Genomic DNA, 18,660 nt, shown 5'->3' with positions numbered 1-18,660 from the left:
CCATGGCGCTGCTGGATGACGTGAAGTTGGCGCTGCGCATTTCCAGCAGCGCATTCGACTCCGAAGTGACCGACCTGATCGACGCGTCCCGCGCAGACTTGAAACTTTCCGGCGTGCTCGCCGTCAAAGCCGACGCCGAGGCTCCTGACGCACTCATTAAGCGGGCCGTAGTTACCTATGCGAAAGCGAACTTCGGCTTCGACAACCCGGACGCGGATCGGCTGCGCGACGCCTATAACATGCTCAAGGCTCACCTGACGCTGTCGCAGGAGTATACGGCGGCGGGTGATGCCTCATGATGTGGCGCGACACGTTGGATCTGATTGCGATCGTACAAGTAGACGATGGCGGCGGCGGCTATACCGAGCAGGATACGTTCCGCGAAGTGTTCGCCAGCCGCAAGTCTATTCGACAGTCCGAGTATTATCAGGCGCACGCAGCCGGTCTCAAGCCGGAAATTATGTTCGAGGTGCGCTTCGCCGATTACTCGGACGAGCGAAAGTTGCGCTTTCCGGCAGGCGAAGGTGGTCGCCGGTACGATATCGTCCGGACGTACACCAAGAATGAGGAGACGATCGAATTGGTCTGTCAGCGGGAGGTGGCCACCTGATGGGGCGCGTTAAAGTGGACGTGAAAATCACCGGAGCGGAAGACGTGCTGGCGGCATTCGATCGCTTCGATAAGGCCAGCCGGGTCAATCTCCGTTCCGCGGTCCGCAAGAACGCGAACGCGCTGCGGAAGGCGATCCAGACACGCGCTCCGGTCGACAGCGGAAACCTTCGCGATAGCATCGCGGCTAAGTACGACAAGGACGGACTTGGCGCCGACGTCGGGCCGACGCGACCGCAGGGCTCCCACGCTCACCTTCTTGAATTCGGCACAGTCAAAATGGCCGCGCAACCGTTTATCACGCCATCGGCTGAAGAACAACGGGACAAGTACCTCGACGATGTGCGCTCCGCTGTAAAGGGGGCGATCCCGTGAGCGGTTCCGCATTCTGGGCGCTGCAGACGGCTGTCCGCACTCATCTGATCGCCGACGCCGCGCTGATGGCTAAGGTAAAAGGCGTATTCGACGCCGTGCCTAACGATCAGGCTTTCCCCTACGTCACCATCGGCGACGTGACCAGCGTGCCGAACCGCACGTTCGACCGCTTCGGCGAAGAATGCACGATCACGCTGCACATCTGGAGCCGGTACGCCGGTTTCAAGGAGTCAGCCGAAATACTCGACCATCTGAACCGTATCCTCGCCGATACGGTTTTTCCTGTTCCGGGGTGGGAGGTCGAGGGTTGCTACTACGATTTTTCAGAGACAATCCGCGACCCGGACGGCGTGACTCGGCATGTCCCCGTTCGCTACCGGGTCAAATTGCAAAAAGGAGAGTGACAATATGCCTGCTATTGCTGGCTATGAGGGCGGCCTGTATACCGCTGAAGGCACTACGGAAACGGCGCTTGCCAAAGTCAAAGAGGCGACGCTGTCCATCGAGGCGGATACGATCGACACGACCAACTTCGACACGGACGGCTGGGCCGAGAACACCCCGTCGTTCCGCAGCTGGTCCGTCGACGCGGAGTTGTTATACGTTCCGGACGACGAATCGCAAGAAAGTCTCGAGGACGCGCTTTTCGAGAACGCCCCTGTGACGGTCGTCCTGTACCCGAAGGATTCGCCGAGCGCTAAGGGTTACAAAGGGACGGCGTTCATAACCAGTTATGAGATCGGCGCGCCGGTGGATGATGCGGTTTCCATCTCGGCCACACTTACCGGCTCCGGCAAGCTGGAGAGAATCACCAAGACGCCTGAAGTCTAATAGGAGGTAAACCATGAGTGAACGATCTTTCGTTGAGGTGGAGCTGGGCGGCAAGTCCCGGCTCCTTAAATACGATTTTAATGCCGTCTGTGAAGTCGAAGAGCGTACTGGTAAAGGTGTCGCCGCCATCTTCTCAGAGAACAGCGTCGGCTTTAACACGGTTCGTCTGTTCCTGTGGGCCGGGCTCAAGTGGAAGATCCCCGGCATTCAGCCGGCGCAAGTCGGTCAGTGGCTGCAGCAGGAAGTGGAAAATGGCAAAACGCCGATGACCTTCCTTCAGCCGATCATGGTCGCACTCAAGCGGGCCAAGATTCTGAGAGAAGTATCGGTCGATGAGTTGGAAAAAAACGCGGAGAGCAGCTTGGAGACGGAAGCGGACGACTCCCATGGGGAGATTTAAAGCGAACCGCCTACGGGCTGCTTGGCCTAAAACCGTGGGAATTCTGGCGGCTTACGCCAGGAGAGTTCACGGAGATGTGCGAGGGCTATAACCTCCGTGTCGAAGCCGAGATGCAGCGGCTCGCGTGGCACGCTGCGAACCTGATGAACGTGCATCTGAAAAAGCAACACCGCGTAACTGCCGACCAGTTGCTCGGCAAGGGCAAGAAGCGGATGACGCCAGAAGATCGAGAATCCGGCGTACAGAAGCTAAGGGAGCAAATCGCAAGGATGAAGGGGGGCCATTGACGGCCTCCCTTTTTGACGTTGGAAACAAACCCGGAAAGGGGTGGAATAGATGGCTAAAGAGACGATCGCGAGTATGGCGGTCCGGCTCGGCGTCGACCTTACGGACTTCCAAAAGGACATGACCGAGTTTCAAAAAACGTGGGGGAAGCTGGGGAAGCAGATCCAAGATGCCGGCACGAAAATAGGTATCACGTTTACAGCAGCCGGCAGTGCGATTGCTGCGGGGCTTGGGGTCGCGGTAAGCAAGGCGATGGATTTTGACGCCGAGATGAGCCGCGTCGGTGCGATCGCCGGGGCGACCGGGAGCGACCTTGAGGATATGCGTCAGACCGCGCTTGACCTCGGCGCCAGCACGTCCAAGAGTGCATCCGAGGTTGCAACTGGCATGGAGCTCATGGCGGCCAAGGGGTACGACGCAACACAGACCATTGCTGCCATGCCGGGGGTGATTGCAGCGGCGGAAGCGTCCGGAGAGGATATGGCGATGGTGGCCGACACCGTTGCCTCCGCGCTTAATGCGTTTGGCATGGAGGCGAAAGACGCTTCGAAGGTTGCTGATGTACTGGCAAAGTCAGCGAATACCTCCGCCGCCGGGGTCGAAGACTTGCAATACGCGTTCAAGTATGCCGCACCAGTCGCCAATTCGCTCGGCATATCGATGGAGCAACTCGCCGCGGCGACCGGCATCATGGCTGACAGCGGCATGAAGGGCGAGCAAGCGGGCACGACACTCCGGGCGGCTCTGCTGAAACTGACGGACCCGTCAAAAGAAGCAAAGAAAGGCATGGATGCGCTTGGCCTGTCGGTGACGGATGCACAGGGGAACTTCCTGCCGTTCGATCAGATCATTCAGCAGCTCGCCACGTCAACGGCCAACATGACCAATGCGCAGAAGTCGCAGGCGCTTTCGACGATATTCGGCACCGAGGCCATGACCGGCATGCTCTCGCTCGTGGAAGCTGGCCCCGAGAAATTACAGGCGCTCACAACCGAGTTGCAGAACTCCGGCGGCGCTTCGGCAACGGCTGCCGCCGCCATGAAGGACAACTTGAAAGGAAGTATGGACGAACTATCCGGCGCCGTTGAGACGCTGCAGATCAGCATGGGCTCTGCTTTAGCGCCGGCGATCCAATCGGTTGCGGATGGCATCAGCGGACTCGTGCACTGGTTTAATGACCTGTCTCCGACAACGCAGAAGTGGATCGCGATCGGCGCAGCTCTTGCAGCCGGATTGCTTGTGCTCGTGGGCGTGATTGGCTTCATGGCGGCCGCACTTGGGGCGATGGCGGCAGCGGAGTGGGCTGTCATTTTGCCTATTGCTGGCATCGTCGCAGGCGTTGCGCTTGTCATTGCCGCAATCGCTGCTGCGGCTATCCTGATCTATCAGTATTGGGACGAGATTGTCGCTTATTTGACCGGCGTGTGGGAGGGCATTAAACAGACCGCCGCAACGGTTTGGGATGCGATCAAGCAATTCTTCGTTGATTACTGGCCGGTTATTCTCGGTGTCTTCACCGGCGGACTCGGTCTTGTCGTTGCGCTGCTCGTTAAGAACTGGGACTCCATATGGGCGACGATCAAAAAAGTGTGGGGGAACATCAAATCGTTTTTCTCCGACACTTGGGGCGGCATTAAAACGATGGCATCGGATGCCTTCGGCTCGATCGCAACCGCGTTAGAAAATGTGTGGGATAGCGTAACTGGTACAGTCAAGGGCGTGTGGTCAGGAATCGAATCGATTATCAAAGGGTCGATCAATTGGATTATCGGCGCAATCAACAAGTTCATCGGCGGAGTTAATAGCATCAAAATCGAAGTCCCATCTATCGACATCCCATTCGTCGGCAAGGTCGGTGGATTCTCGGTCGGCCTCCCGAACATCCCGAAGATCCCGGCTCTTGCGACTGGCACGAACTACGTACCTGCAGATACGCTTGCATACATTCACAAGGGTGAGGCGGTCGTTCCGAAGGAGTACAATCCGGCAAACGGCGGCGGAGCTAACGGCGGGCCGACGACACTTATTATCGAGATGGACGGGCGCGCCATCGCGCAGAAGACCTTCGAGCGCATGGGTGGCACGCTGCGGATGCGGGGGGCGGTGACGTGAGCTCTTACAGCATCGTCCTGACTGGAGCAGACGGTGAACGCCATGACATCACCAGCAAAACCCGCGCCGCTAATCTCGATCGCTCTCTTGGGGAATCAGCGGCGTCGCTCGAACTCGACTGCTTCGACATTGACGCCAACCATGTCATGGACGAGGTGACGATCACCGTGGATGGCGTCTTGCGATTTGCGGGCGTGGTGAAGGAGCAGGATGACAACAGGAATGACGTGCAGCGTGTGACACGAATAAGCTGCGTCGATAATACCGACCGGCTACACCGCCGCCTAGTCGCCGCCGTCTATGAAAACCAGACAATCAAGCAAATTCTGCTCGACCTGATAGCACAGTTCGCGCCGTGGGTCGACACCTCGCCTGTGAACAACTTCAGTGGCACGATTGAGACAATAAGATTTGACTACGATACGCTCGGCGAAGCGATCCAAAAGCTCGCTGATATCGCAGGAGCGTACTGGTATCTCGACCACGAAGATAAATTGCATTTCTTCGCGACGTATGACGGAGTGGCGGCAATCGACTTCGACGCAACGCGAAAGGGCAGCCTACCGGGCATCATCATACGCAACTCGTTCCAACTCCGCACGACGGCGGTCGACCTCGCGAATCGCGTATGGGTGATCGGTGCGAAGTCTTCTGCTGGTACTTATACCGATCAGTATTGGACTGGTGACGGACAGAACGATGTTTTTACCCTAGCCTATGAACCAAACTATCCGGAAGTTTGGGAAGACGGCGAGCCCAAGACGATTGAAGTCGAGAAAGGCGCCAGCAGCTCGAAGGATTACACATACGACAAAAAGAATCGCGTGCTCAAGCGGACGGCGGGGCCGCTGCCCGCGGGCATGACGCTCCGGTTTAGATATCGCCCGACGGTGCAAATCATCGACTATTTCGAGGATACCGGCAGCGTGGCGACGTACGGGTTATATGAGAAGGCGATCCGCGACAAAAAGATCACGGACCGGGGCGCGGCGCGCAAGCGCGGGCGAGAAGCGCTGAAGCGCACAAAGGGGCTTGTACGCATCCCATCTTGGCAATCGCGAACGTGGGCGCTTAATCCAGGGCAACTAACTTCCATCACGGTCCCGTCTTTTGGTTTTACCGCTCAATGCCGGATCAACCGCGTCTCGGTATCGTTTACGCCGCAGGATATCATCGCCTCTTATGAGGCCGAGGAGGTGCTGAACTGATGGCTGACGGAATGCAGGACCTATCCAATCTGTTCAGCCGTGTCTCGGCGCTGGAGCAGGAGGGAGTCGACAGCGATCAAACCGTTGCTCGGATCGTCAAGCTATACGGCACGCTAGGGCTGAGGATCACGCTTCGGGTGAACCTGCATCAGTATCGGATATGCGGCGACACCAACCCGATATACCCGGCAACGTGCGGCGCGGATTCGTTTATCTAGGAGGGGTGAAGAATGCTCAATGATTCCGGCTTACAGCGCGTGATCGACTTTCTCGACGATGATTTGGACGTGATCGCGGTCGGCACCGGCGCGACTCCCTCTCGATCAGCGAGGCAGTTGACAGAGGAAGTGCTACGAAAAACGGCCAGCGAGACGTTTATCGATGGGGACGTGCTGATCAAGGAGTTGTTCCTTGACGAGACTGAGGCAAACGTGACGATCACCGAATGGGGCATTTTTTGCAACGGAGCGTCGGTCGTTCCTGGTAGCGGCGAGCTGTTCGCGTCGACCGGCGCGAACATCACCAAGAATGACACCCAGTCCCTGACGCTATCCGTCGAAATCGAAGTTGTGGAGGTGGCATGACGTGGCTTACGAAAAAACGACGTGGGTGGATCGGGTTGTCCAGTTCGCAAGTCGCTTCCGCGACCAGAACAACAATCAGATCACGCTCACACCTGACCCGGGAGAAGTAACTCAGCAAGGCACTCCTCTATCGGCGGCTAACTTGAATAAGATCGAGCGGACGTTATTCCTGACAAATAACGTGTTCATCACGAGCGGCACAGATAACGCTTATATCATCTCCGTTGAAGGGGTAACAAGCAATGCAGACGTTCTCGACATTCCAATTAAGATAAAAATTCACGAGAGTAGCGATGGCGCGTCAACTCTTAACTTTGGCGACGCGCCAGTCCCAGCTAAAAAACCGAACGGAAACGCGATGACCAACTTCAAGTCAGGCGGGATATATACAGTCGTCTTCGACGGCGCGGCTTTTATATTACAGGGTGAAGGGGGGGAGTACGGTAACGCTACTGCAGCTGACGTCCTCGCGCCGAAGACTATCGGCACAGATGATGGTATTGTTGTCGGCACAATGCCCGAACGCGGTGCGATTACTATTACGCCGTCTAACGTCGATCAGACTATACCTAACGGGCATCACAACGGCGCGGGCAAGGTTAAGGCGGTTGTCGTGCCTGCTGATAAGGTGCTCGCAGATACTACGATTGCGGGGACAACGGGTACGATCCCTCTTCGAACATCAGGCAGCTACGCCGCCGGGGGGTCTGCGGTATCGGGGAATACCTTATACCTAGGAATTCCTGCTGATGCCTATTATCGACAAGCCGCTAATATTACCATATCCGATGCAGACTTCAAGCCGGAGAATATCATCGGGACGCTGTTCGGGATGGTGGGGACAGCAATTCGGGGAGGTCAGCCGCTGGCTAGTGGAGCGGAAACATCTGATACAGCCACAGTGTCATTTCCCAATACCAGCGGAACATTCACATCCGGTCTCAAGGCTCTAGAAGTAACGGGGCTATCTCTACCAAAAGCCCCCACATTAATTATTGCACGTCGAAAAGACGTCTTTTATTCCATGATGACGGTCTACATGGTGGATCTGATCTCAGATACGGTTACGGTCTATGCCGTACTAAAACAAGGAACTAGTTCAGGAGCTTTCTTAGGACAAGTGAACGGAAATGAATGTCGTGTTGATACTGCCGGATTCCGGCTTCCCGTGTATCAAGGCGGCGTCCTATATGATTGGGCCATATTCTAGGGAGGGACTAAAATGCAGATCGGGCCGAGAGTATATTACGAAATAGCGACTGGTGAAATCATAAAGGCCATCGGACAGCGACAAGGGGAGTATGTCTTCGAGAAGTCGCGCGAACAGGACTTTGCAACATACACCGCGCTTGCCGAGCGAGTGCCGGATACGGTGGGCATGATCCAACTCGAATATGGTCAATACGAGCAGGACTTTGCCGAGTGCGGTGGGAACTTCCGAGTCGATGTCAGCGATCCGAGCGAGCCGAAGATCGTATTCAGTTACCCTGATCCCGTCGACCCCGACGCCCCGCCAGTGTACCAGCCGCCGTTATCGGTGCAAGTCGCCCAACAGCAGCAGACGATTGACGACTTGACGGCAGCCATCGCCGATCTTATGGCTGCACAATTATCAGTATAAGCGGTTCCCTCGCGGGGCCGCTTTTCTTACGTCCATGAGAGGAGGTGAGACAACATGATCGTGACTGACTATATGGCACGCGTCTTCGCGCGCGCAATTGCGATCCGCTACAAGGCCGGCGAGACGGATATCAACGCGCTGCTCGACGGCTACAACCTGCAAGGCGACAACCGGACGCTGGTGCTGGCTCAGCTGGCGGCGCTGTACCCGGAGATTCCGCACGGCGGGGAGCAGGCAACGGCATAATCGCAAACGTTTTGTAATGTGAGGTCGGGCAGCTGCTCGGCCTCTTTCTATTGTTGGGGGAGGTGGGGCGGGGTGAATGACGCTCAAGTATTAGCAGACATTCGCGAACGTATGGTGCGGGTTGAGACTAAAATCGACGCCATGACGGACGTGAGGGCGACAGCCGATAAGGCGAAGGAAGACTCCCATGAGGCGCTCGAAAAAATGAAAGTCGCCAATGCACGTATCAAGGATATTGAAGACAACCAGCGTTGGCTATGGCGCACTGTTGCCGGTGCGATCATACTCGCCGCTGTCGCCTTTATCATCAAAGGGGGATTGGCATAACAATGGAACAAGATATTCTCACGCTCGCCGCCCTCGTGGCGGCTTTTGTCGGTGTCGCGAAGGGCTACGGCGTGCCGGCGAAGCATAGCTCCGCTATCGCGCTTGCGGTAGCCGCTCTGTTTGTGCTCGTGCCGGACAACGTGCAGCAGACCGTCGTGACCATTGCGACGATCGGGCTGACCGCCAGCGGCGCGTACAGCTACGTCAAGACGCGGGACGGTGGCGGGAAATGAACCTCGTCTACTACAACCAGGAGGATCCCCGCTGGCGCAACGTCCCGTATACGATTCGAGGCGACAAGTCGCAGACAATAGGCACGTCCGCATGCGGCCCAACATCATTCGCGATGGCCGCCAGCTCGCTGCTGGGGCGATCGATCCTGCCGACGGAGACGGCTGCCTACGCCGTCGATCATGGCTACCGCACCGACAACAACGGCACGGCGTGGGGCTTCTTTTCGGACGCCGCAGAGTATTACAGCCTGACGTGCCGGACTGGCAACTTCGCGGCGGCCAAGCAGGCGCTAGCGGGCGGCGCTCTCGTCGTCGCATCGATGCGCAGCGGCCACTTTACTTCTGGCGGTCATTACATCCTGCTCGTCGGCGCGGGTGATGGCTGGATCGACGTCTACGACCCAAACAAAGATAACCGCAAGTATGGCGCGGATGGCCTGGTCGATCAGGGCGTCAAGGATGACGGCAAGGTGCGCGCAAAGGATTCAGTGATTCAGCGCGAGGCAGGACAATTCTGGATTATCACTAAGCCGGTAACGGCGGAGGAGGCGGATGAAGTGCTGCAGCTGAGCAATTATCAATGGGGAGTGCTGGAGAGCAACGTCAAACAGATGCTCGATAACAAGACGATCACGGACGAGACGTGGCTGACCAAGATCAAAGAGCGGACGCTGACTGCGTCGGAGCTGGCGTGGCTGACATTTGTGGTGGTTAGGCGCTAAAGACGATTCGATCCACCAAAGCAAATCCCCGCTGGCCGTGTGGCTGGCGGGGATTTTTGTGTTTAGAACCCAGTGACATCTTTGATTTTGTAACTCGCGACGTCTTCTTCTAAGACAATGGCCTCGAATTTCCACTTTCCGCCGCCTTCGAGATTGTTCGCATTGGCGAACGTACTCCCGATCTGTACTCCATCTTTGTCGTACAAGTTAATTTGGCTATTCGGAAAATCATGTTGAAACCTCATTGATGACAAAACCTATTAAAATCGGATTATCGTGTTGTTATCAACCTCCTAAGATGGTACAATGGTAATAAAAAGGAGGCTTGTAAATGCCAAGAGATATTAAGTTTCGTGGGTGGGATACCGCCAATAACATGATGACCATGGACTTGCAGGATTTCATCATTGGTGAATGGTCAAGCGATCCCAGATTCGTTGTCATGCAATACACAGGTTTCGTAGATGTGAATGGCAAGGAAGTTTGTGAACATGACATTGCTGAAAACGAAGGTCACAGATACGAAATTGTTTACCGTGATGACATGGCTATGTTCATGGTTAAAGTCATCAAAGGTGCAAGGTTAGCAGAAGGATTGTGTTTCCCTCTTTGGCAATATAAAAAAGCAGAACATTCTAATGTGTTGCAGTTAAATGTTGTTGGCAATGTTTACGAAATCTCCAACATTCAAGGAATTGCAAACGCACATGTAGATGTTGAAAAATGCGGCACTTGTGCAGGCGCTGGACACTTGTTATACAAAATCGAACATGGCGGAAATAGTGCATGTGATGAGTGTGGCGGAACTGGTCGCATTCCTGTTTTTGAAAAGGTGATGGATCAATGAATAAGGTCATCCAAAACATTGATGATATCGTCGCTAACGAAAACGGAATCACTCTCCAATCTGGTGATACGGTCATTACTTTAACCTGGAATGTAATTGACGTGATCGCAGAAGAAAGCGAACCGTATTATCAAGCACAAGTAATCAAGATGATGGAAATCATGCACGCTCAAAAAGGTATGAAACAGTGAACATACTCAACCTACCAAGCCTAAACATACTTGCAGTCCATGAAACCGAAGATACCTACCATATCGAGGCGGAGAGTGCATCTCCGCTTCTTGATATGTGCGACCAATGCGGATTCGGAGAAGAATACTTGTCGAAGTACGGGACAAAGAAACATCTGTATGCCGATACTCCAATGCACGGTAAAAGGGTCGCCATAACGTTCAGGAAACAGCGTTATCGGTGCAAGAACTGCGGTACAACGTGTTTCGAGATACAGCTCGACATGAGTGATAAACGACTTGCTACGCAGCGTCTAATCGACTATGTGAGCCAGCAATCGCTCAGCCGAACGTTCACCAGCATTGCGAAGGAAGTAGGTATGGATGAGAAGACTGTGCGTAACATCTTCCGAGACTACGTGAACTTTCTGTATGAGCACTTCCGCAACGAAACGCCCAAGTGGTTAGGCATCGACGAGATCCACATCATAAAGCCTCGTTGCGTCCTTACAAACATCGAAGAGAATACGATCTTCGATATGCTGGAGAATCGCAATAAGGAGACGCTTGTAAAGTACCTCAGCAGGCTTCCTAACAGGCATCAAATACAGTACGTTGCCATGGATATGTGGAACCCCTACAAGGACGCTGTGAAGGCGATCCTACCGCAAGCTATGATCGTCGTAGATAAGTTTCATGTGGTTCGCATGGCTAACACCGCCTTAGAGGATATTCGCAAAGCACACCGCAAAGAGATTGAACCAAAGCAACGCCGACAGCTCATGCGTGATAGATACGTTCTGCTGAAGCGTAAGCACGATCTCACTGCCCAGGACATGCTTCTGCTGGATTTGTGGACGGCTAACTATCCCAAGCTGAAAATGGCTTATGATCTCAAGGAAGACTTCTTCAAGATATGGGACTCCAAAAGCCGTCTGGAAGCATACGACAAGTACCAGCACTGGCTGAGACGCATTCCTGATGAGATGCAAGCCCCATTTAAGCCTATTGTGACGGCTATGAAGAACTGGGAGGAGGAAGTGTTCAACTACTTCGATCATCCCGTCACAAACGCTTATACGGAGTCTGTGAACAACCTCATAAGGCTTGCTAACCGTATTGGCAGGGGCTACTCTTTCGAAGCCTTAAAAGCCAAGATTCTATTCACAGAAGGCATCCGTAAAACCAAGACAACGAAACATTCCATGCGTTCACAGTACAACACCTTCTACTCCATGATGTCCTACAACAGCCAAGATTACGAAGAAACGTTGTACCTTGGAACAGACATTTCAACACTGGTTGATGTGATTGAGAAGGGGAGCTTTTAGCCCCTTTTCAACACGTTAATCCGAATACCCGTTAATTTCAATCTGTACGTATGAATACTCCTTGTCCGTATTGTTTTGAACGATACCCGTTACATAGCTTGTGAATTCATCACTCTCGAAATTATGCTCCAATACTTCGAGCTTTGGCTTCTTCGCTTCTTCCTCTGCCTTTTTCTTCGCTTCTGCCTCTTCTTTAGCTTTGGCCTCTTCCGCCGCTTTCTGTTTAGCCTCTTCAGCGGCTTTGTCTTCCGCTGCCTTCTCTTCGCTCGTATCTACAGAAACCGTAGCGGCCGACGGAGAGGGAGAAACAGTTCCGCTCGCTTCTTGCGTATCGTCAGTGCCTGGGTCGGCAGACAGGGCGCCAATGAAGATGATGAAGGCGACTACTGCAATGATAAAGTTACGCTTCGTCGACGGTTTCTTTCTAGCCTTTGACACAATCCCCATGATCAGAAAAACAATAGCTGCTAAAAAGCCAATTACTCCAATGAATGCGTACATAATACCCTCCTAGTATCCTAGTCTTTAGCAGTATTCTACTTCAAAAGTCACAATTTGGCGATGCTTGGGAATAAGTTCTTGCCAGATTTTCGGTATTATTGCTATAATCACGACAGGCAATAGGTATCTCCCAGCCATGCGGCGGAGGGAGTTTTGTTGGCGAAAGCCAAATGAGGTAATAGGGAATCGACAGAATTCAAACGGCAAAGCCGCTGGATTCAGAAGGAATCACTTAGTAAGAGGTTTGAGCACTATTCACGGAATTATCAATGGACGCTACAAGTCTGTCCATTGATAAGGAGGAGTGCTCGCTAAGTGACACATTTCTGAGTTCAACGGCTTTTTTTCGTTCTCGAAAGGGGGGATGACTGGGCACAAATTCCATAAATTAATTCGACACCGTCCGACAATATATGCCATGCAAAGCGTTTACAATGAAATCGAATGAATCGTAAAGCTATGACTTAACATTAACTCGAAGGGAGGGCATGAAACCTACCCTTTCCTGCTACGCGATGGGATAAGGATGTAGAGATCGGTTACGCGGCATTTCAGAATGAACGCTGCGTTAATCGCAAATTCGAGCGACATCGTTTCATTGCCCGAAATCAGTCCGGACACATACTGTGGCGTGCAATCCATGCGTCGCGCGAACTCGGCTTGCGACATGCCGGCATCCTTTAATCGATCCCGTAGCAGGCTCCCTCCGAGGAGGTAAGCCATGGTATACTCCTTTCGATTGTCGATTAGTGTCGGAAATTTTTATGCAAAAGTGTTCGTATATTGTTCGCATTTTGTGCTATAATCAGAACACCACATCGCTACGGATAACATAACATCCAAGGGGTGACACGCCATAGAACTGATCGGACCATACATCGACGCACAAAAAGATGCGGCACTCGAAAAGGCAAAGCGGTTTCGAGATGCAGCGGTCGAATTATTTGCCTCGTACTCTCTTGATGAGATCGAGCGCGTCCTTCAGCATATCGAAAGTCTTCGGGTCAGTTAAGTCCATCTGGTATTCATCAGCAAGCTTTTTTAGATCACCAAGCAGCTTCATATCGTTCGAGCTAACAGCCCTCTTCCCATCAGGAAGGGGGCTTCTATCTTTCATTGCATTAGTAACAGCGCCTGGATCAAGCAGCTCATCCTTATCCCAATACCCGCATACAACCATCAATTCCGTGTACGAGGTCGTATCCAACACCTTGGACAACTCTTTGAGCGTTTCTGGAGTCGGTCTGTTCAATCCATCCTCCATCCTCGATATAGTTGCAGCCGATATTCCCGTTGCATCTGCCAGCCGCCTTTGACTCTTATACCCGCTAGCTAGTCTATGGTGTTTGATAAACGCCCCATAGCTTAATGACTCCACTAAGTACCCATTCCCTCCATGTGGTTTATCCCATTTACAAGTGTAAATAGATCACCCGAATTATACCAATAACATTACGCGCGCGCAATTTTTTGTTTCCGACATATTGCAAGGTTGTATAACACGAATGTATAGTGGTGTTACGAGGTTGTAATGCCTTGTCGAATTCTAGGAGGTGATACTTGTGAGCAAACCGCTAATTCGATTGCGCGTCGATGCTTTCATCCAAGCGACGGTTGAGCGTGGTCTGGACAACAACACGCAGATCGCTGCGGCACTAGGCGTGTCTGTAACCCAAGTGTGGCGGGCGATGTTGCCTGTTACGGACCCGCGACACAACTCGCCCGGTACAGCATACATTGCCGGCGTGCTGACCGTATTTGGCGGACCGTTCGAACGCTTCTTTTTTGTCGAATCATCGTTACAAGCTTGTAACAAAAAAAGCCATGTGAAAGGAGGTGAGTAAGCCATGATCATGACTACGAACCAACTGCTCGGCGTCTGCCTGTTCTTATTGCAGCTCGAAGAGCGAATGGATCACGAAGGCAGAACGAACATCGCTCGATGGGCGCGCCGCCGTTACGAGTGGTACAAGTCTCGACTGGAAGGAGCGAAACAAAATGCTGGCTGCGAAGCAGATCGTCAGCGGACCCATCGCCCGGCTCGAGCCTGATCGAATCGTTGTCCGCCGCGGCGAAGTGGTTGAGAGTTACAACCCGAACTATTACCGGGTGCTTCCGGAGGTGGACGATGGACAGGTTCAGCGAACCGCCGATCCGGCGCGAGAAGCCGCAAGCAGATGAGCTCGACGCTTTCAAGCAGTTCCGGGACATGAAGTTGGAGATTGAAATGGAAGGCGAGGCGACGGAGGATGCCGGAGGAGATTTATAAGGCTGTGCAAGACCTGTTCAAAATGGTTGACCACAGCAATGATGACGAACTCTCTGAATTCCTGCAATTCTTGGCTGCGCACATGGGGGCTGCCGCTGCATACATCGGATCACAGCCCGGACCAGTGGAAGAAGAGTTGTTCCAGGAGCTCGTTATGTGTATGCGGAACGGCGCGGATAAGGGAAGAGAGCTTCTTCGGAAATCTGCCTTTCGAGTATTGCAATAAAAAAGAGCCGCCCAAGAGAGCGGCCAATACGAAAATGTTCGCAATCATCTTAACACAGGAAGCGAGGATCGAAAATGGCTAAAATCATCCGCTTCATTTCGCTAGAGATGGAGAACTTCACGGCGCATCACCGGCTGAGTCTTGAGTATGGCGATGTTACGAAGCTATCCGGCCGCAACGGTCAAGGCAAGACATCGATCGGTACCGCGCCGGCGTGGGTGCTGTGGGGAGTCGACTTGTTCGGTCGTAAGTGGAGTCCGAAGCCGGTCAATTACGATGCGAACGTCACCCGTGCTGCGCTGATTCTGGAAGTCGACGGCACGGCGATCAAGTTCGAGCGCGGCATCGATGGTGGCGACAACATGTTCCTCATTAATGACGTGCCAACCAAGGCGAAGGAGTACGAGTCCACCGTTGCCGGACTGTTCGACCGTGATGAGTTCCTCTCCCTTTACAACCCGCAATACTTCTTCGGTCTCCACTGGACGAAGCAGCGCGAGATGATCCTTCGGTACACGACGCCGCCGGCGAAGTCGGAAGTGCTGAAGCAGCTCCCTTCTCCACAAGCGGACAAGCTTGCTGATCTGACGAAAAAGCACAGCCTCGACGATCTGCAGAAGATCCACGGCGGCACCGGCGGGCAGAAGTCGAAGCTGGAGAAGGCACACATCGCCGCACAGAGCCGGACGAAGACGCTGCAGGAGCAGATCGACCGCCTGCCTCCTTTGAACGGCGGGTCTCCCATTGATCCCGAAACGACGAAACGCGACATCGGCATCATCGATGCGAAGATCGAAGAGGCGATCGCGAGCATGTCCGGCGCGGACGAGAACAATCGAAAGATCATTGCCTTGCAAAGCAAGGTCGCATCTCTCCGAGACAAGCGCGACCGCATGAAGGAGCAATTTGCCGCGCTTCAAGCCGAACCGATCGCGGACACTTGCCGCGTTTGCCGTCAGCCGTTGCAGGGCGAATCCGTAACGGCAGCAGAGGCGGACAAGCAACGCCGGATCGCAGACTTCAAGCGCGAGTATGACGCCGTTGTCGTCCAGCGGAAAGAGGCAGAAGCCGAACTCGCCGCCCTCGAATACATCGACGTCTCCGAAACGATGGCCGCCGTCCGCAAACTTCAAGAGGATCGCCAGTATCTCGTCGATTTGCTCCAAGAGTCGGAACGCCGCCAGCAGCTCGCGGAATTTCTCGAAGACGCTCGCATCGAAGAAGCAGCCACGCACGCCAGCCTGAAAGAGTCGATCTTCATCCTCGACTCCGCGAAAGCCTACCGCGCGAAAGAGGCGGAACTGCAAGCCGCGAAGGTACAAGCTCTATTCACGACGCTGTCGATCCGTTTGTTCAAATACGTCAAGTCGACGGACGAATGGGAGCCGGACTTCTCGATCCAGATGGACGGCAAGGATTATGCGGTGCTGTCCGCTGGCGAGAAGATCGCCGCAGGGTTGGAACTGGCCGAGGTGCTGTTCAAGCAAAGCGAGCTTGTGGTTCCCTGCTTCATCGACGGAATTGAATCGTACACCGGGCGCGTCGCCGTCTATGACCAGCTTGTCACTGGCCGCGCGGTGTTGGACCAAGAACTCAAAATTGAAACGGAGGAAGCAGCATGAAATACGTATTGACTGAAACGACCAAGGAATGGTTCGGCGTAACGCTCTACCAGATCAAGGCGCTGCGTGACATCCCCGAGCATGGCGTCGACGAAGGCGATCTCGGCGGCTGGATCGCAGGCGAAGCAAACCTCGATCAGGACGGCGAAGCTTGGGTGTACGGCAATGCTCAGGTGTACGGCAATGCTCAGGTGTCCGGCGATGCTCTGGTGTACGGCAATGCTCAGGTGTACGGCGATGCTTGGGTGTCCGGCAATGCTCAGGTGTCCGGCAATGCTTGGGTGTACGGCGATGCTCGGGTGTACGGCAATGCTCAGGTGTACGGCAATGCTCAGGTGTCCGGCGATGCTCGGGTGTACGGCAATGCTCAGGTGTACGGCGATGCTTGGGTGGAGAGCCGGAAACATATCTTCTGGGCATCCTCCGTTGGCTCGGAGGATGGCACGCTGACCGCCTATACGATCAAGACGGGCGAAATCGAGGTTACCCGTGGTTGCTTCCGAGGCACGCTGGACGAGTTCGAAGCTGCGGTGAATCTCCGCCACGACGGCAGCCGCCACGCCGAGGAGTACCTGGTGCTGATCCAGTATATCCGCCTACGATTCCGAGAAGTGGCCGTGTCCATCAACGAACAGGAGGAAAACGAGGATGAAAATTAAACTCCCCACGTTCAAAAGTAAAGCCAAGAAAGATCACGCCCTTGCGATCGCCCGCCAGTCCGCCGCATTTTACGATATCGCCGCAGCCAAAGGCGGCTTGTCCGTCCGCGGACGCAATAAGAAGAGCGGCGACCGCCGCGCTCAGAGCTTGCGCGATCGCGGAATCATGGAGCGCAAGCCTGCGGAACCGCGGCAGAAGAAAGCCCGCTACGTCCCCGGCGCACTTGGCGCATCGGTTACCGCCGAATCTATCAAGGCCGATTACGGTTTCATCGCCAGCCGGCAGGATCGGAAGCGCATCGAGAAATATGAAGGTTTCCGCTTCCGCCGCTACTACAACGGGGAGGCAGCGAAGGGATGAGCCAGCCCAAGGAGATCACGGTCGGCTTCACCTTCACCAAGAACCTCGGCAACTACGAATCGCTGAAAGTCGACGCAGGCGTAGTTATGACGGTTGAGCCCAGCGACGATCCCGATGCTGTTTACGCGAAGGCATGGGAGAGCGCCAAGAAACAAATAAAGCGCGGCCTCGAAGCCGCCAAGGGAGGATTTTAATTCATGAGCAGAAGCATCGCACTTGTAACCCCGGAAACCCAAGCTGTCTTTAAACCGGAAGTTCTGGACGTCATCCGTACCTCGCTTTGCCCTACGGCAACCGACCCCGAATTCGTTCTGTTCGCCCACAAGGCGGCATCCTATGGGCTCGATCCGTTCAAGAACGAAATCTTCTTCATTAAGTACGGCAACCAAGCCCGCATCCAATTCGCTGCCGAAGCCTATCTCTCGAAGGCACGGGAGAAGGAAGGCTTCCAGCCACCGGACACGCAGGTCGTTTGCGAGAACGATTCATTCAAGGCGCGCAAGGTCAAGCGTGAAGATGGCTCTGACGATTGGGAAATCCTCGAGCACGCGATCAGCTTCCCGCGCGGTCGCATCATCGGTGCATATTCGATCGCCTATCGAATTGGCTTCCGCCCGGTGACTGAGTTCGTCGACAAAGACCATATCGCTCATATGTACACCGGCCAGAACAAAGATAACTGGAACAAGTGGGAGCCGGACATGATCGGCAAGCACGTCCAGCAGCGCGCACTCAAGCGGCAGTACGGACTTGAATTCGACGACGATGATCTTCATTCGGGAACGCCTTCCGCTTATGAGGCGCCGCAACGCAGGGACATCACTACGGAAGCTAATGTGGCCGCCGCAGCTGAACGGCATCAGCCCGCGCCGCAATCTGAACCGGACAACGAGAACGACAAAATGGACGAGCTCCGCAAGCAGATGAACGCCAAGTTCAAGCAGCTCGGCATCACCGGCAAAGAGGCGAAATCCGAGTACATCGCGTCGAAGAACGTCGTGAAGGGTGAAACACCTACCCTGCAGGAGCTGACCAAACTCGTCAAGATGATGGAAGTCGACATCGCGCAGCGTGCGGCGCAGACGTCGGACGAAGACGATCTGCTCGGTGGGGAGGCGTGA

Annotated in this window: 33 protein-coding genes; 29 read left to right on the top strand and 4 right to left on the bottom strand. The window is 54.3% G+C overall.

All coding sequences use genetic code 11. The features are described 5' to 3' along the window. Positions 1–2 precede the first annotated feature (2 nt). From H4Q31_RS01435 to H4Q31_RS01355, 17 genes are all read left to right on the top strand, one after another. Positions 3–299 (top strand): head-tail connector protein, encoded by a 297-nt coding sequence (locus H4Q31_RS01435; RefSeq protein WP_185177288.1) that lies wholly within the window; start codon positions 3–5, stop codon positions 297–299. After that, positions 296–610: a phage head closure protein gene (locus H4Q31_RS01430; RefSeq protein ID WP_185177287.1), complete on the top strand. Its 315-nt coding sequence runs from the start codon at positions 296–298 to the stop codon at positions 608–610. The genes H4Q31_RS01435 and H4Q31_RS01430 overlap by 4 nt, the downstream gene beginning before the upstream one ends. Continuing rightward, positions 610–984 carry an HK97-gp10 family putative phage morphogenesis protein gene (locus H4Q31_RS01425; protein ID WP_185177286.1) on the top strand — a complete coding sequence of 125 codons (375 nt, stop codon included), beginning with the start codon at positions 610–612 and terminating at the stop codon, positions 982–984. The genes H4Q31_RS01430 and H4Q31_RS01425 overlap by 1 nt, the downstream gene beginning before the upstream one ends. After that, positions 981–1,388, top strand: a complete 408-nt coding sequence (locus H4Q31_RS01420) for a DUF3168 domain-containing protein (RefSeq protein ID WP_185177285.1) — start codon at positions 981–983, stop codon at positions 1,386–1,388. The genes H4Q31_RS01425 and H4Q31_RS01420 overlap by 4 nt, the downstream gene beginning before the upstream one ends. 4 nt (positions 1,389–1,392) lie before the next feature. Beyond that, positions 1,393–1,815: a phage tail tube protein gene (locus tag H4Q31_RS01415; RefSeq protein WP_185177284.1), complete on the top strand. Its 423-nt coding sequence runs from the start codon at positions 1,393–1,395 to the stop codon at positions 1,813–1,815. 13 nt (positions 1,816–1,828) lie between these two features. Beyond that, complete coding sequence (locus H4Q31_RS01410) at positions 1,829–2,215, top strand: hypothetical protein (RefSeq protein WP_185177283.1); 387 nt, start codon at positions 1,829–1,831, stop codon at positions 2,213–2,215. A 74-nt stretch (positions 2,216–2,289) separates the two neighbouring features. Then, positions 2,290–2,502 (top strand): hypothetical protein, encoded by a 213-nt coding sequence (locus H4Q31_RS01405; protein WP_245347266.1) that lies wholly within the window; start codon positions 2,290–2,292, stop codon positions 2,500–2,502. Between the two features lie 49 nt (positions 2,503–2,551). Continuing rightward, positions 2,552–4,612: a phage tail tape measure protein gene (locus H4Q31_RS01400; RefSeq protein WP_185177282.1), complete on the top strand. Its 2,061-nt coding sequence runs from the start codon at positions 2,552–2,554 to the stop codon at positions 4,610–4,612. Next, positions 4,609–5,820 (top strand): hypothetical protein, encoded by a 1,212-nt coding sequence (locus H4Q31_RS01395; protein ID WP_185177281.1) that lies wholly within the window; start codon positions 4,609–4,611, stop codon positions 5,818–5,820. Before H4Q31_RS01400 ends, H4Q31_RS01395 begins: the two co-directional genes overlap by 4 nt. Further along, the gene (locus H4Q31_RS01390) at positions 5,820–6,038 is read left to right on the top strand and encodes a hypothetical protein (RefSeq protein ID WP_185177280.1); all 219 of its coding nucleotides are present in this window, start codon (positions 5,820–5,822) and stop codon (positions 6,036–6,038) included. The genes H4Q31_RS01395 and H4Q31_RS01390 overlap by 1 nt, the downstream gene beginning before the upstream one ends. 12 nt (positions 6,039–6,050) lie before the next feature. Then, positions 6,051–6,404 carry a hypothetical protein gene (locus H4Q31_RS01385; RefSeq protein ID WP_185177279.1) on the top strand — a complete coding sequence of 118 codons (354 nt, stop codon included), beginning with the start codon at positions 6,051–6,053 and terminating at the stop codon, positions 6,402–6,404. Between the two features lies 1 nt (position 6,405). Next, positions 6,406–7,614, top strand: coding sequence for a hypothetical protein (locus H4Q31_RS01380; RefSeq protein ID WP_185177278.1), 1,209 nt, complete (start codon positions 6,406–6,408; stop codon positions 7,612–7,614). Between the two features lie 12 nt (positions 7,615–7,626). Continuing rightward, entirely contained in the window at positions 7,627–8,025 is a 399-nt protein-coding gene (locus H4Q31_RS01375) for a hypothetical protein (RefSeq protein ID WP_185177277.1), read from the top strand. Positions 8,026–8,079: 54 nt separating this feature from the next. Continuing rightward, complete coding sequence (locus H4Q31_RS01370; RefSeq protein WP_185177276.1) at positions 8,080–8,271, top strand: hypothetical protein; 192 nt, start codon at positions 8,080–8,082, stop codon at positions 8,269–8,271. A gap of 72 nt (positions 8,272–8,343) precedes the next feature. After that, positions 8,344–8,598: a hemolysin XhlA family protein gene (locus H4Q31_RS01365; RefSeq protein ID WP_311771658.1), complete on the top strand. Its 255-nt coding sequence runs from the start codon at positions 8,344–8,346 to the stop codon at positions 8,596–8,598. A gap of 2 nt (positions 8,599–8,600) precedes the next feature. Beyond that, entirely contained in the window at positions 8,601–8,831 is a 231-nt protein-coding gene (locus tag H4Q31_RS01360) for a hypothetical protein (protein ID WP_185177275.1), read from the top strand. Beyond that, positions 8,828–9,553, top strand: a complete 726-nt coding sequence (locus H4Q31_RS01355) for a C39 family peptidase (protein WP_185177274.1) — start codon at positions 8,828–8,830, stop codon at positions 9,551–9,553. The genes H4Q31_RS01360 and H4Q31_RS01355 overlap by 4 nt, the downstream gene beginning before the upstream one ends. Before the next feature lie 62 nt (positions 9,554–9,615). On the opposite strand, the gene H4Q31_RS21850 is transcribed toward H4Q31_RS01355, so the two are convergent. Then, on the bottom strand, positions 9,616–9,798 hold the full coding sequence (locus H4Q31_RS21850) for an FxLYD domain-containing protein (protein WP_209703551.1): 183 nt from the start codon (positions 9,796–9,798) through the stop codon (positions 9,616–9,618). An 86-nt stretch (positions 9,799–9,884) separates the two neighbouring features. Here H4Q31_RS21850 and H4Q31_RS01350 point away from each other — a divergent pair, with 86 nt between their 5' ends. From H4Q31_RS01350 to H4Q31_RS01340, 3 genes are read left to right on the top strand one after another with little or no spacing between them, the layout of a single operon-like run. After that, positions 9,885–10,400 carry a YopX family protein gene (locus tag H4Q31_RS01350; RefSeq protein WP_185177273.1) on the top strand — a complete coding sequence of 172 codons (516 nt, stop codon included), beginning with the start codon at positions 9,885–9,887 and terminating at the stop codon, positions 10,398–10,400. Then, entirely contained in the window at positions 10,397–10,591 is a 195-nt protein-coding gene (locus H4Q31_RS01345; RefSeq protein ID WP_185177272.1) for a hypothetical protein, read from the top strand. The genes H4Q31_RS01350 and H4Q31_RS01345 overlap by 4 nt, the downstream gene beginning before the upstream one ends. Then, positions 10,588–11,901: an ISL3 family transposase gene (locus H4Q31_RS01340; RefSeq protein ID WP_185177271.1), complete on the top strand. Its 1,314-nt coding sequence runs from the start codon at positions 10,588–10,590 to the stop codon at positions 11,899–11,901. The genes H4Q31_RS01345 and H4Q31_RS01340 overlap by 4 nt, the downstream gene beginning before the upstream one ends. Positions 11,902–11,916: 15 nt before the next feature. On the opposite strand, the gene H4Q31_RS01335 is transcribed toward H4Q31_RS01340, so the two are convergent. The 3 genes from H4Q31_RS01335 to H4Q31_RS01325 form a co-directional block, all read right to left on the bottom strand. Continuing rightward, positions 11,917–12,402, bottom strand: a complete 486-nt coding sequence (locus tag H4Q31_RS01335) for an FxLYD domain-containing protein (RefSeq protein WP_185177270.1) — start codon at positions 12,400–12,402, stop codon at positions 11,917–11,919. A 495-nt stretch (positions 12,403–12,897) separates the two neighbouring features. Further along, a complete protein-coding gene (locus H4Q31_RS21845) occupies positions 12,898–13,125 on the bottom strand; it encodes a helix-turn-helix transcriptional regulator (RefSeq protein ID WP_376698199.1) in 228 nt (75 codons plus the stop codon). Positions 13,126–13,342: 217 nt separating this feature from the next. Beyond that, the gene (locus H4Q31_RS01325; protein WP_185177268.1) at positions 13,343–13,780 is read right to left on the bottom strand and encodes a helix-turn-helix domain-containing protein; all 438 of its coding nucleotides are present in this window, start codon (positions 13,778–13,780) and stop codon (positions 13,343–13,345) included. Between the two features lie 184 nt (positions 13,781–13,964). On the opposite strand from H4Q31_RS01325, the gene H4Q31_RS01320 reads away from it, so the two are divergent. From H4Q31_RS01320 to H4Q31_RS01280, 9 genes are all read left to right on the top strand, one after another. After that, positions 13,965–14,246 (top strand): hypothetical protein, encoded by a 282-nt coding sequence (locus H4Q31_RS01320; protein ID WP_185177267.1) that lies wholly within the window; start codon positions 13,965–13,967, stop codon positions 14,244–14,246. A gap of 3 nt (positions 14,247–14,249) precedes the next feature. Further along, positions 14,250–14,453 carry a hypothetical protein gene (locus tag H4Q31_RS01315; protein WP_185177266.1) on the top strand — a complete coding sequence of 68 codons (204 nt, stop codon included), beginning with the start codon at positions 14,250–14,252 and terminating at the stop codon, positions 14,451–14,453. A 77-nt stretch (positions 14,454–14,530) separates the two neighbouring features. Continuing rightward, positions 14,531–14,671: a hypothetical protein gene (locus H4Q31_RS01310; protein ID WP_185177265.1), complete on the top strand. Its 141-nt coding sequence runs from the start codon at positions 14,531–14,533 to the stop codon at positions 14,669–14,671. Beyond that, on the top strand, positions 14,652–14,897 hold the full coding sequence (locus H4Q31_RS01305; RefSeq protein ID WP_185177264.1) for a hypothetical protein: 246 nt from the start codon (positions 14,652–14,654) through the stop codon (positions 14,895–14,897). The genes H4Q31_RS01310 and H4Q31_RS01305 overlap by 20 nt, the downstream gene beginning before the upstream one ends. A 74-nt stretch (positions 14,898–14,971) precedes the next feature. Then, positions 14,972–16,519, top strand: a complete 1,548-nt coding sequence (locus H4Q31_RS01300) for an ATPase (RefSeq protein ID WP_185177263.1) — start codon at positions 14,972–14,974, stop codon at positions 16,517–16,519. Beyond that, the gene (locus H4Q31_RS01295; protein ID WP_185177262.1) at positions 16,516–17,178 is read left to right on the top strand and encodes a bactofilin family protein; all 663 of its coding nucleotides are present in this window, start codon (positions 16,516–16,518) and stop codon (positions 17,176–17,178) included. The genes H4Q31_RS01300 and H4Q31_RS01295 overlap by 4 nt, the downstream gene beginning before the upstream one ends. Next, positions 17,168–17,539: a hypothetical protein gene (locus H4Q31_RS01290; RefSeq protein WP_185177261.1), complete on the top strand. Its 372-nt coding sequence runs from the start codon at positions 17,168–17,170 to the stop codon at positions 17,537–17,539. Before H4Q31_RS01295 ends, H4Q31_RS01290 begins: the two co-directional genes overlap by 11 nt. Further along, on the top strand, positions 17,536–17,733 hold the full coding sequence (locus H4Q31_RS01285) for a hypothetical protein (protein ID WP_185177260.1): 198 nt from the start codon (positions 17,536–17,538) through the stop codon (positions 17,731–17,733). Before H4Q31_RS01290 ends, H4Q31_RS01285 begins: the two co-directional genes overlap by 4 nt. A gap of 3 nt (positions 17,734–17,736) precedes the next feature. After that, positions 17,737–18,660: a RecT family recombinase gene (locus H4Q31_RS01280; RefSeq protein WP_185177259.1), complete on the top strand. Its 924-nt coding sequence runs from the start codon at positions 17,737–17,739 to the stop codon at positions 18,658–18,660.

The organism is Cohnella lubricantis (assembly GCF_014212015.1).
GTDB classification, from domain to species: Bacteria; Bacillota; Bacilli; order Paenibacillales; family Paenibacillaceae; genus Cohnella; species Cohnella lubricantis.
This window is presented reverse-complemented; position numbering and strand designations above follow the sequence as displayed.

Bases quoted from the DNA above. Each gene is read 5' to 3' on its own strand.
- H4Q31_RS01435 (WP_185177288.1), top strand. From the start codon at position 3: ATGGCGCTGCTGGATGACGTGAAGTTGGCGCTGCGCATTTCCAGCAGC.
- H4Q31_RS01430 (WP_185177287.1), top strand. From the start codon at position 296: ATGATGTGGCGCGACACGTTGGATCTGATTGCGATCGTACAAGTAGAC.
- H4Q31_RS01425 (WP_185177286.1), top strand. From the start codon at position 610: ATGGGGCGCGTTAAAGTGGACGTGAAAATCACCGGAGCGGAAGACGTG.
- H4Q31_RS01415 (WP_185177284.1), top strand. From the start codon at position 1,393: ATGCCTGCTATTGCTGGCTATGAGGGCGGCCTGTATACCGCTGAAGGC.
- H4Q31_RS01410 (WP_185177283.1), top strand. From the start codon at position 1,829: ATGAGTGAACGATCTTTCGTTGAGGTGGAGCTGGGCGGCAAGTCCCGG.
- H4Q31_RS01405 (WP_245347266.1), top strand. From the start codon at position 2,290: ATGTGCGAGGGCTATAACCTCCGTGTCGAAGCCGAGATGCAGCGGCTC.
- H4Q31_RS01400 (WP_185177282.1), top strand. From the start codon at position 2,552: ATGGCTAAAGAGACGATCGCGAGTATGGCGGTCCGGCTCGGCGTCGAC.
- H4Q31_RS01390 (WP_185177280.1), top strand. From the start codon at position 5,820: ATGGCTGACGGAATGCAGGACCTATCCAATCTGTTCAGCCGTGTCTCG.
- H4Q31_RS01385 (WP_185177279.1), top strand. From the start codon at position 6,051: ATGCTCAATGATTCCGGCTTACAGCGCGTGATCGACTTTCTCGACGAT.
- H4Q31_RS01375 (WP_185177277.1), top strand. From the start codon at position 7,627: ATGCAGATCGGGCCGAGAGTATATTACGAAATAGCGACTGGTGAAATC.
- H4Q31_RS01370 (WP_185177276.1), top strand. From the start codon at position 8,080: ATGATCGTGACTGACTATATGGCACGCGTCTTCGCGCGCGCAATTGCG.
- H4Q31_RS01360 (WP_185177275.1), top strand. From the start codon at position 8,601: ATGGAACAAGATATTCTCACGCTCGCCGCCCTCGTGGCGGCTTTTGTC.
- H4Q31_RS01355 (WP_185177274.1), top strand. From the start codon at position 8,828: ATGAACCTCGTCTACTACAACCAGGAGGATCCCCGCTGGCGCAACGTC.
- H4Q31_RS21850 (WP_209703551.1), bottom strand. From the start codon at position 9,798: ATGAGGTTTCAACATGATTTTCCGAATAGCCAAATTAACTTGTACGAC.
- H4Q31_RS01350 (WP_185177273.1), top strand. From the start codon at position 9,885: ATGCCAAGAGATATTAAGTTTCGTGGGTGGGATACCGCCAATAACATG.
- H4Q31_RS01345 (WP_185177272.1), top strand. From the start codon at position 10,397: ATGAATAAGGTCATCCAAAACATTGATGATATCGTCGCTAACGAAAAC.
- H4Q31_RS01335 (WP_185177270.1), bottom strand. From the start codon at position 12,402: ATGTACGCATTCATTGGAGTAATTGGCTTTTTAGCAGCTATTGTTTTT.
- H4Q31_RS21845 (WP_376698199.1), bottom strand. From the start codon at position 13,125: ATGGCTTACCTCCTCGGAGGGAGCCTGCTACGGGATCGATTAAAGGAT.
- H4Q31_RS01315 (WP_185177266.1), top strand. From the start codon at position 14,250: ATGATCATGACTACGAACCAACTGCTCGGCGTCTGCCTGTTCTTATTG.
- H4Q31_RS01310 (WP_185177265.1), top strand. From the start codon at position 14,531: ATGGACAGGTTCAGCGAACCGCCGATCCGGCGCGAGAAGCCGCAAGCA.
- H4Q31_RS01305 (WP_185177264.1), top strand. From the start codon at position 14,652: ATGCCGGAGGAGATTTATAAGGCTGTGCAAGACCTGTTCAAAATGGTT.
- H4Q31_RS01300 (WP_185177263.1), top strand. From the start codon at position 14,972: ATGGCTAAAATCATCCGCTTCATTTCGCTAGAGATGGAGAACTTCACG.
- H4Q31_RS01295 (WP_185177262.1), top strand. From the start codon at position 16,516: ATGAAATACGTATTGACTGAAACGACCAAGGAATGGTTCGGCGTAACG.
- H4Q31_RS01290 (WP_185177261.1), top strand. From the start codon at position 17,168: ATGAAAATTAAACTCCCCACGTTCAAAAGTAAAGCCAAGAAAGATCAC.
- H4Q31_RS01285 (WP_185177260.1), top strand. From the start codon at position 17,536: ATGAGCCAGCCCAAGGAGATCACGGTCGGCTTCACCTTCACCAAGAAC.
- H4Q31_RS01280 (WP_185177259.1), top strand. From the start codon at position 17,737: ATGAGCAGAAGCATCGCACTTGTAACCCCGGAAACCCAAGCTGTCTTT.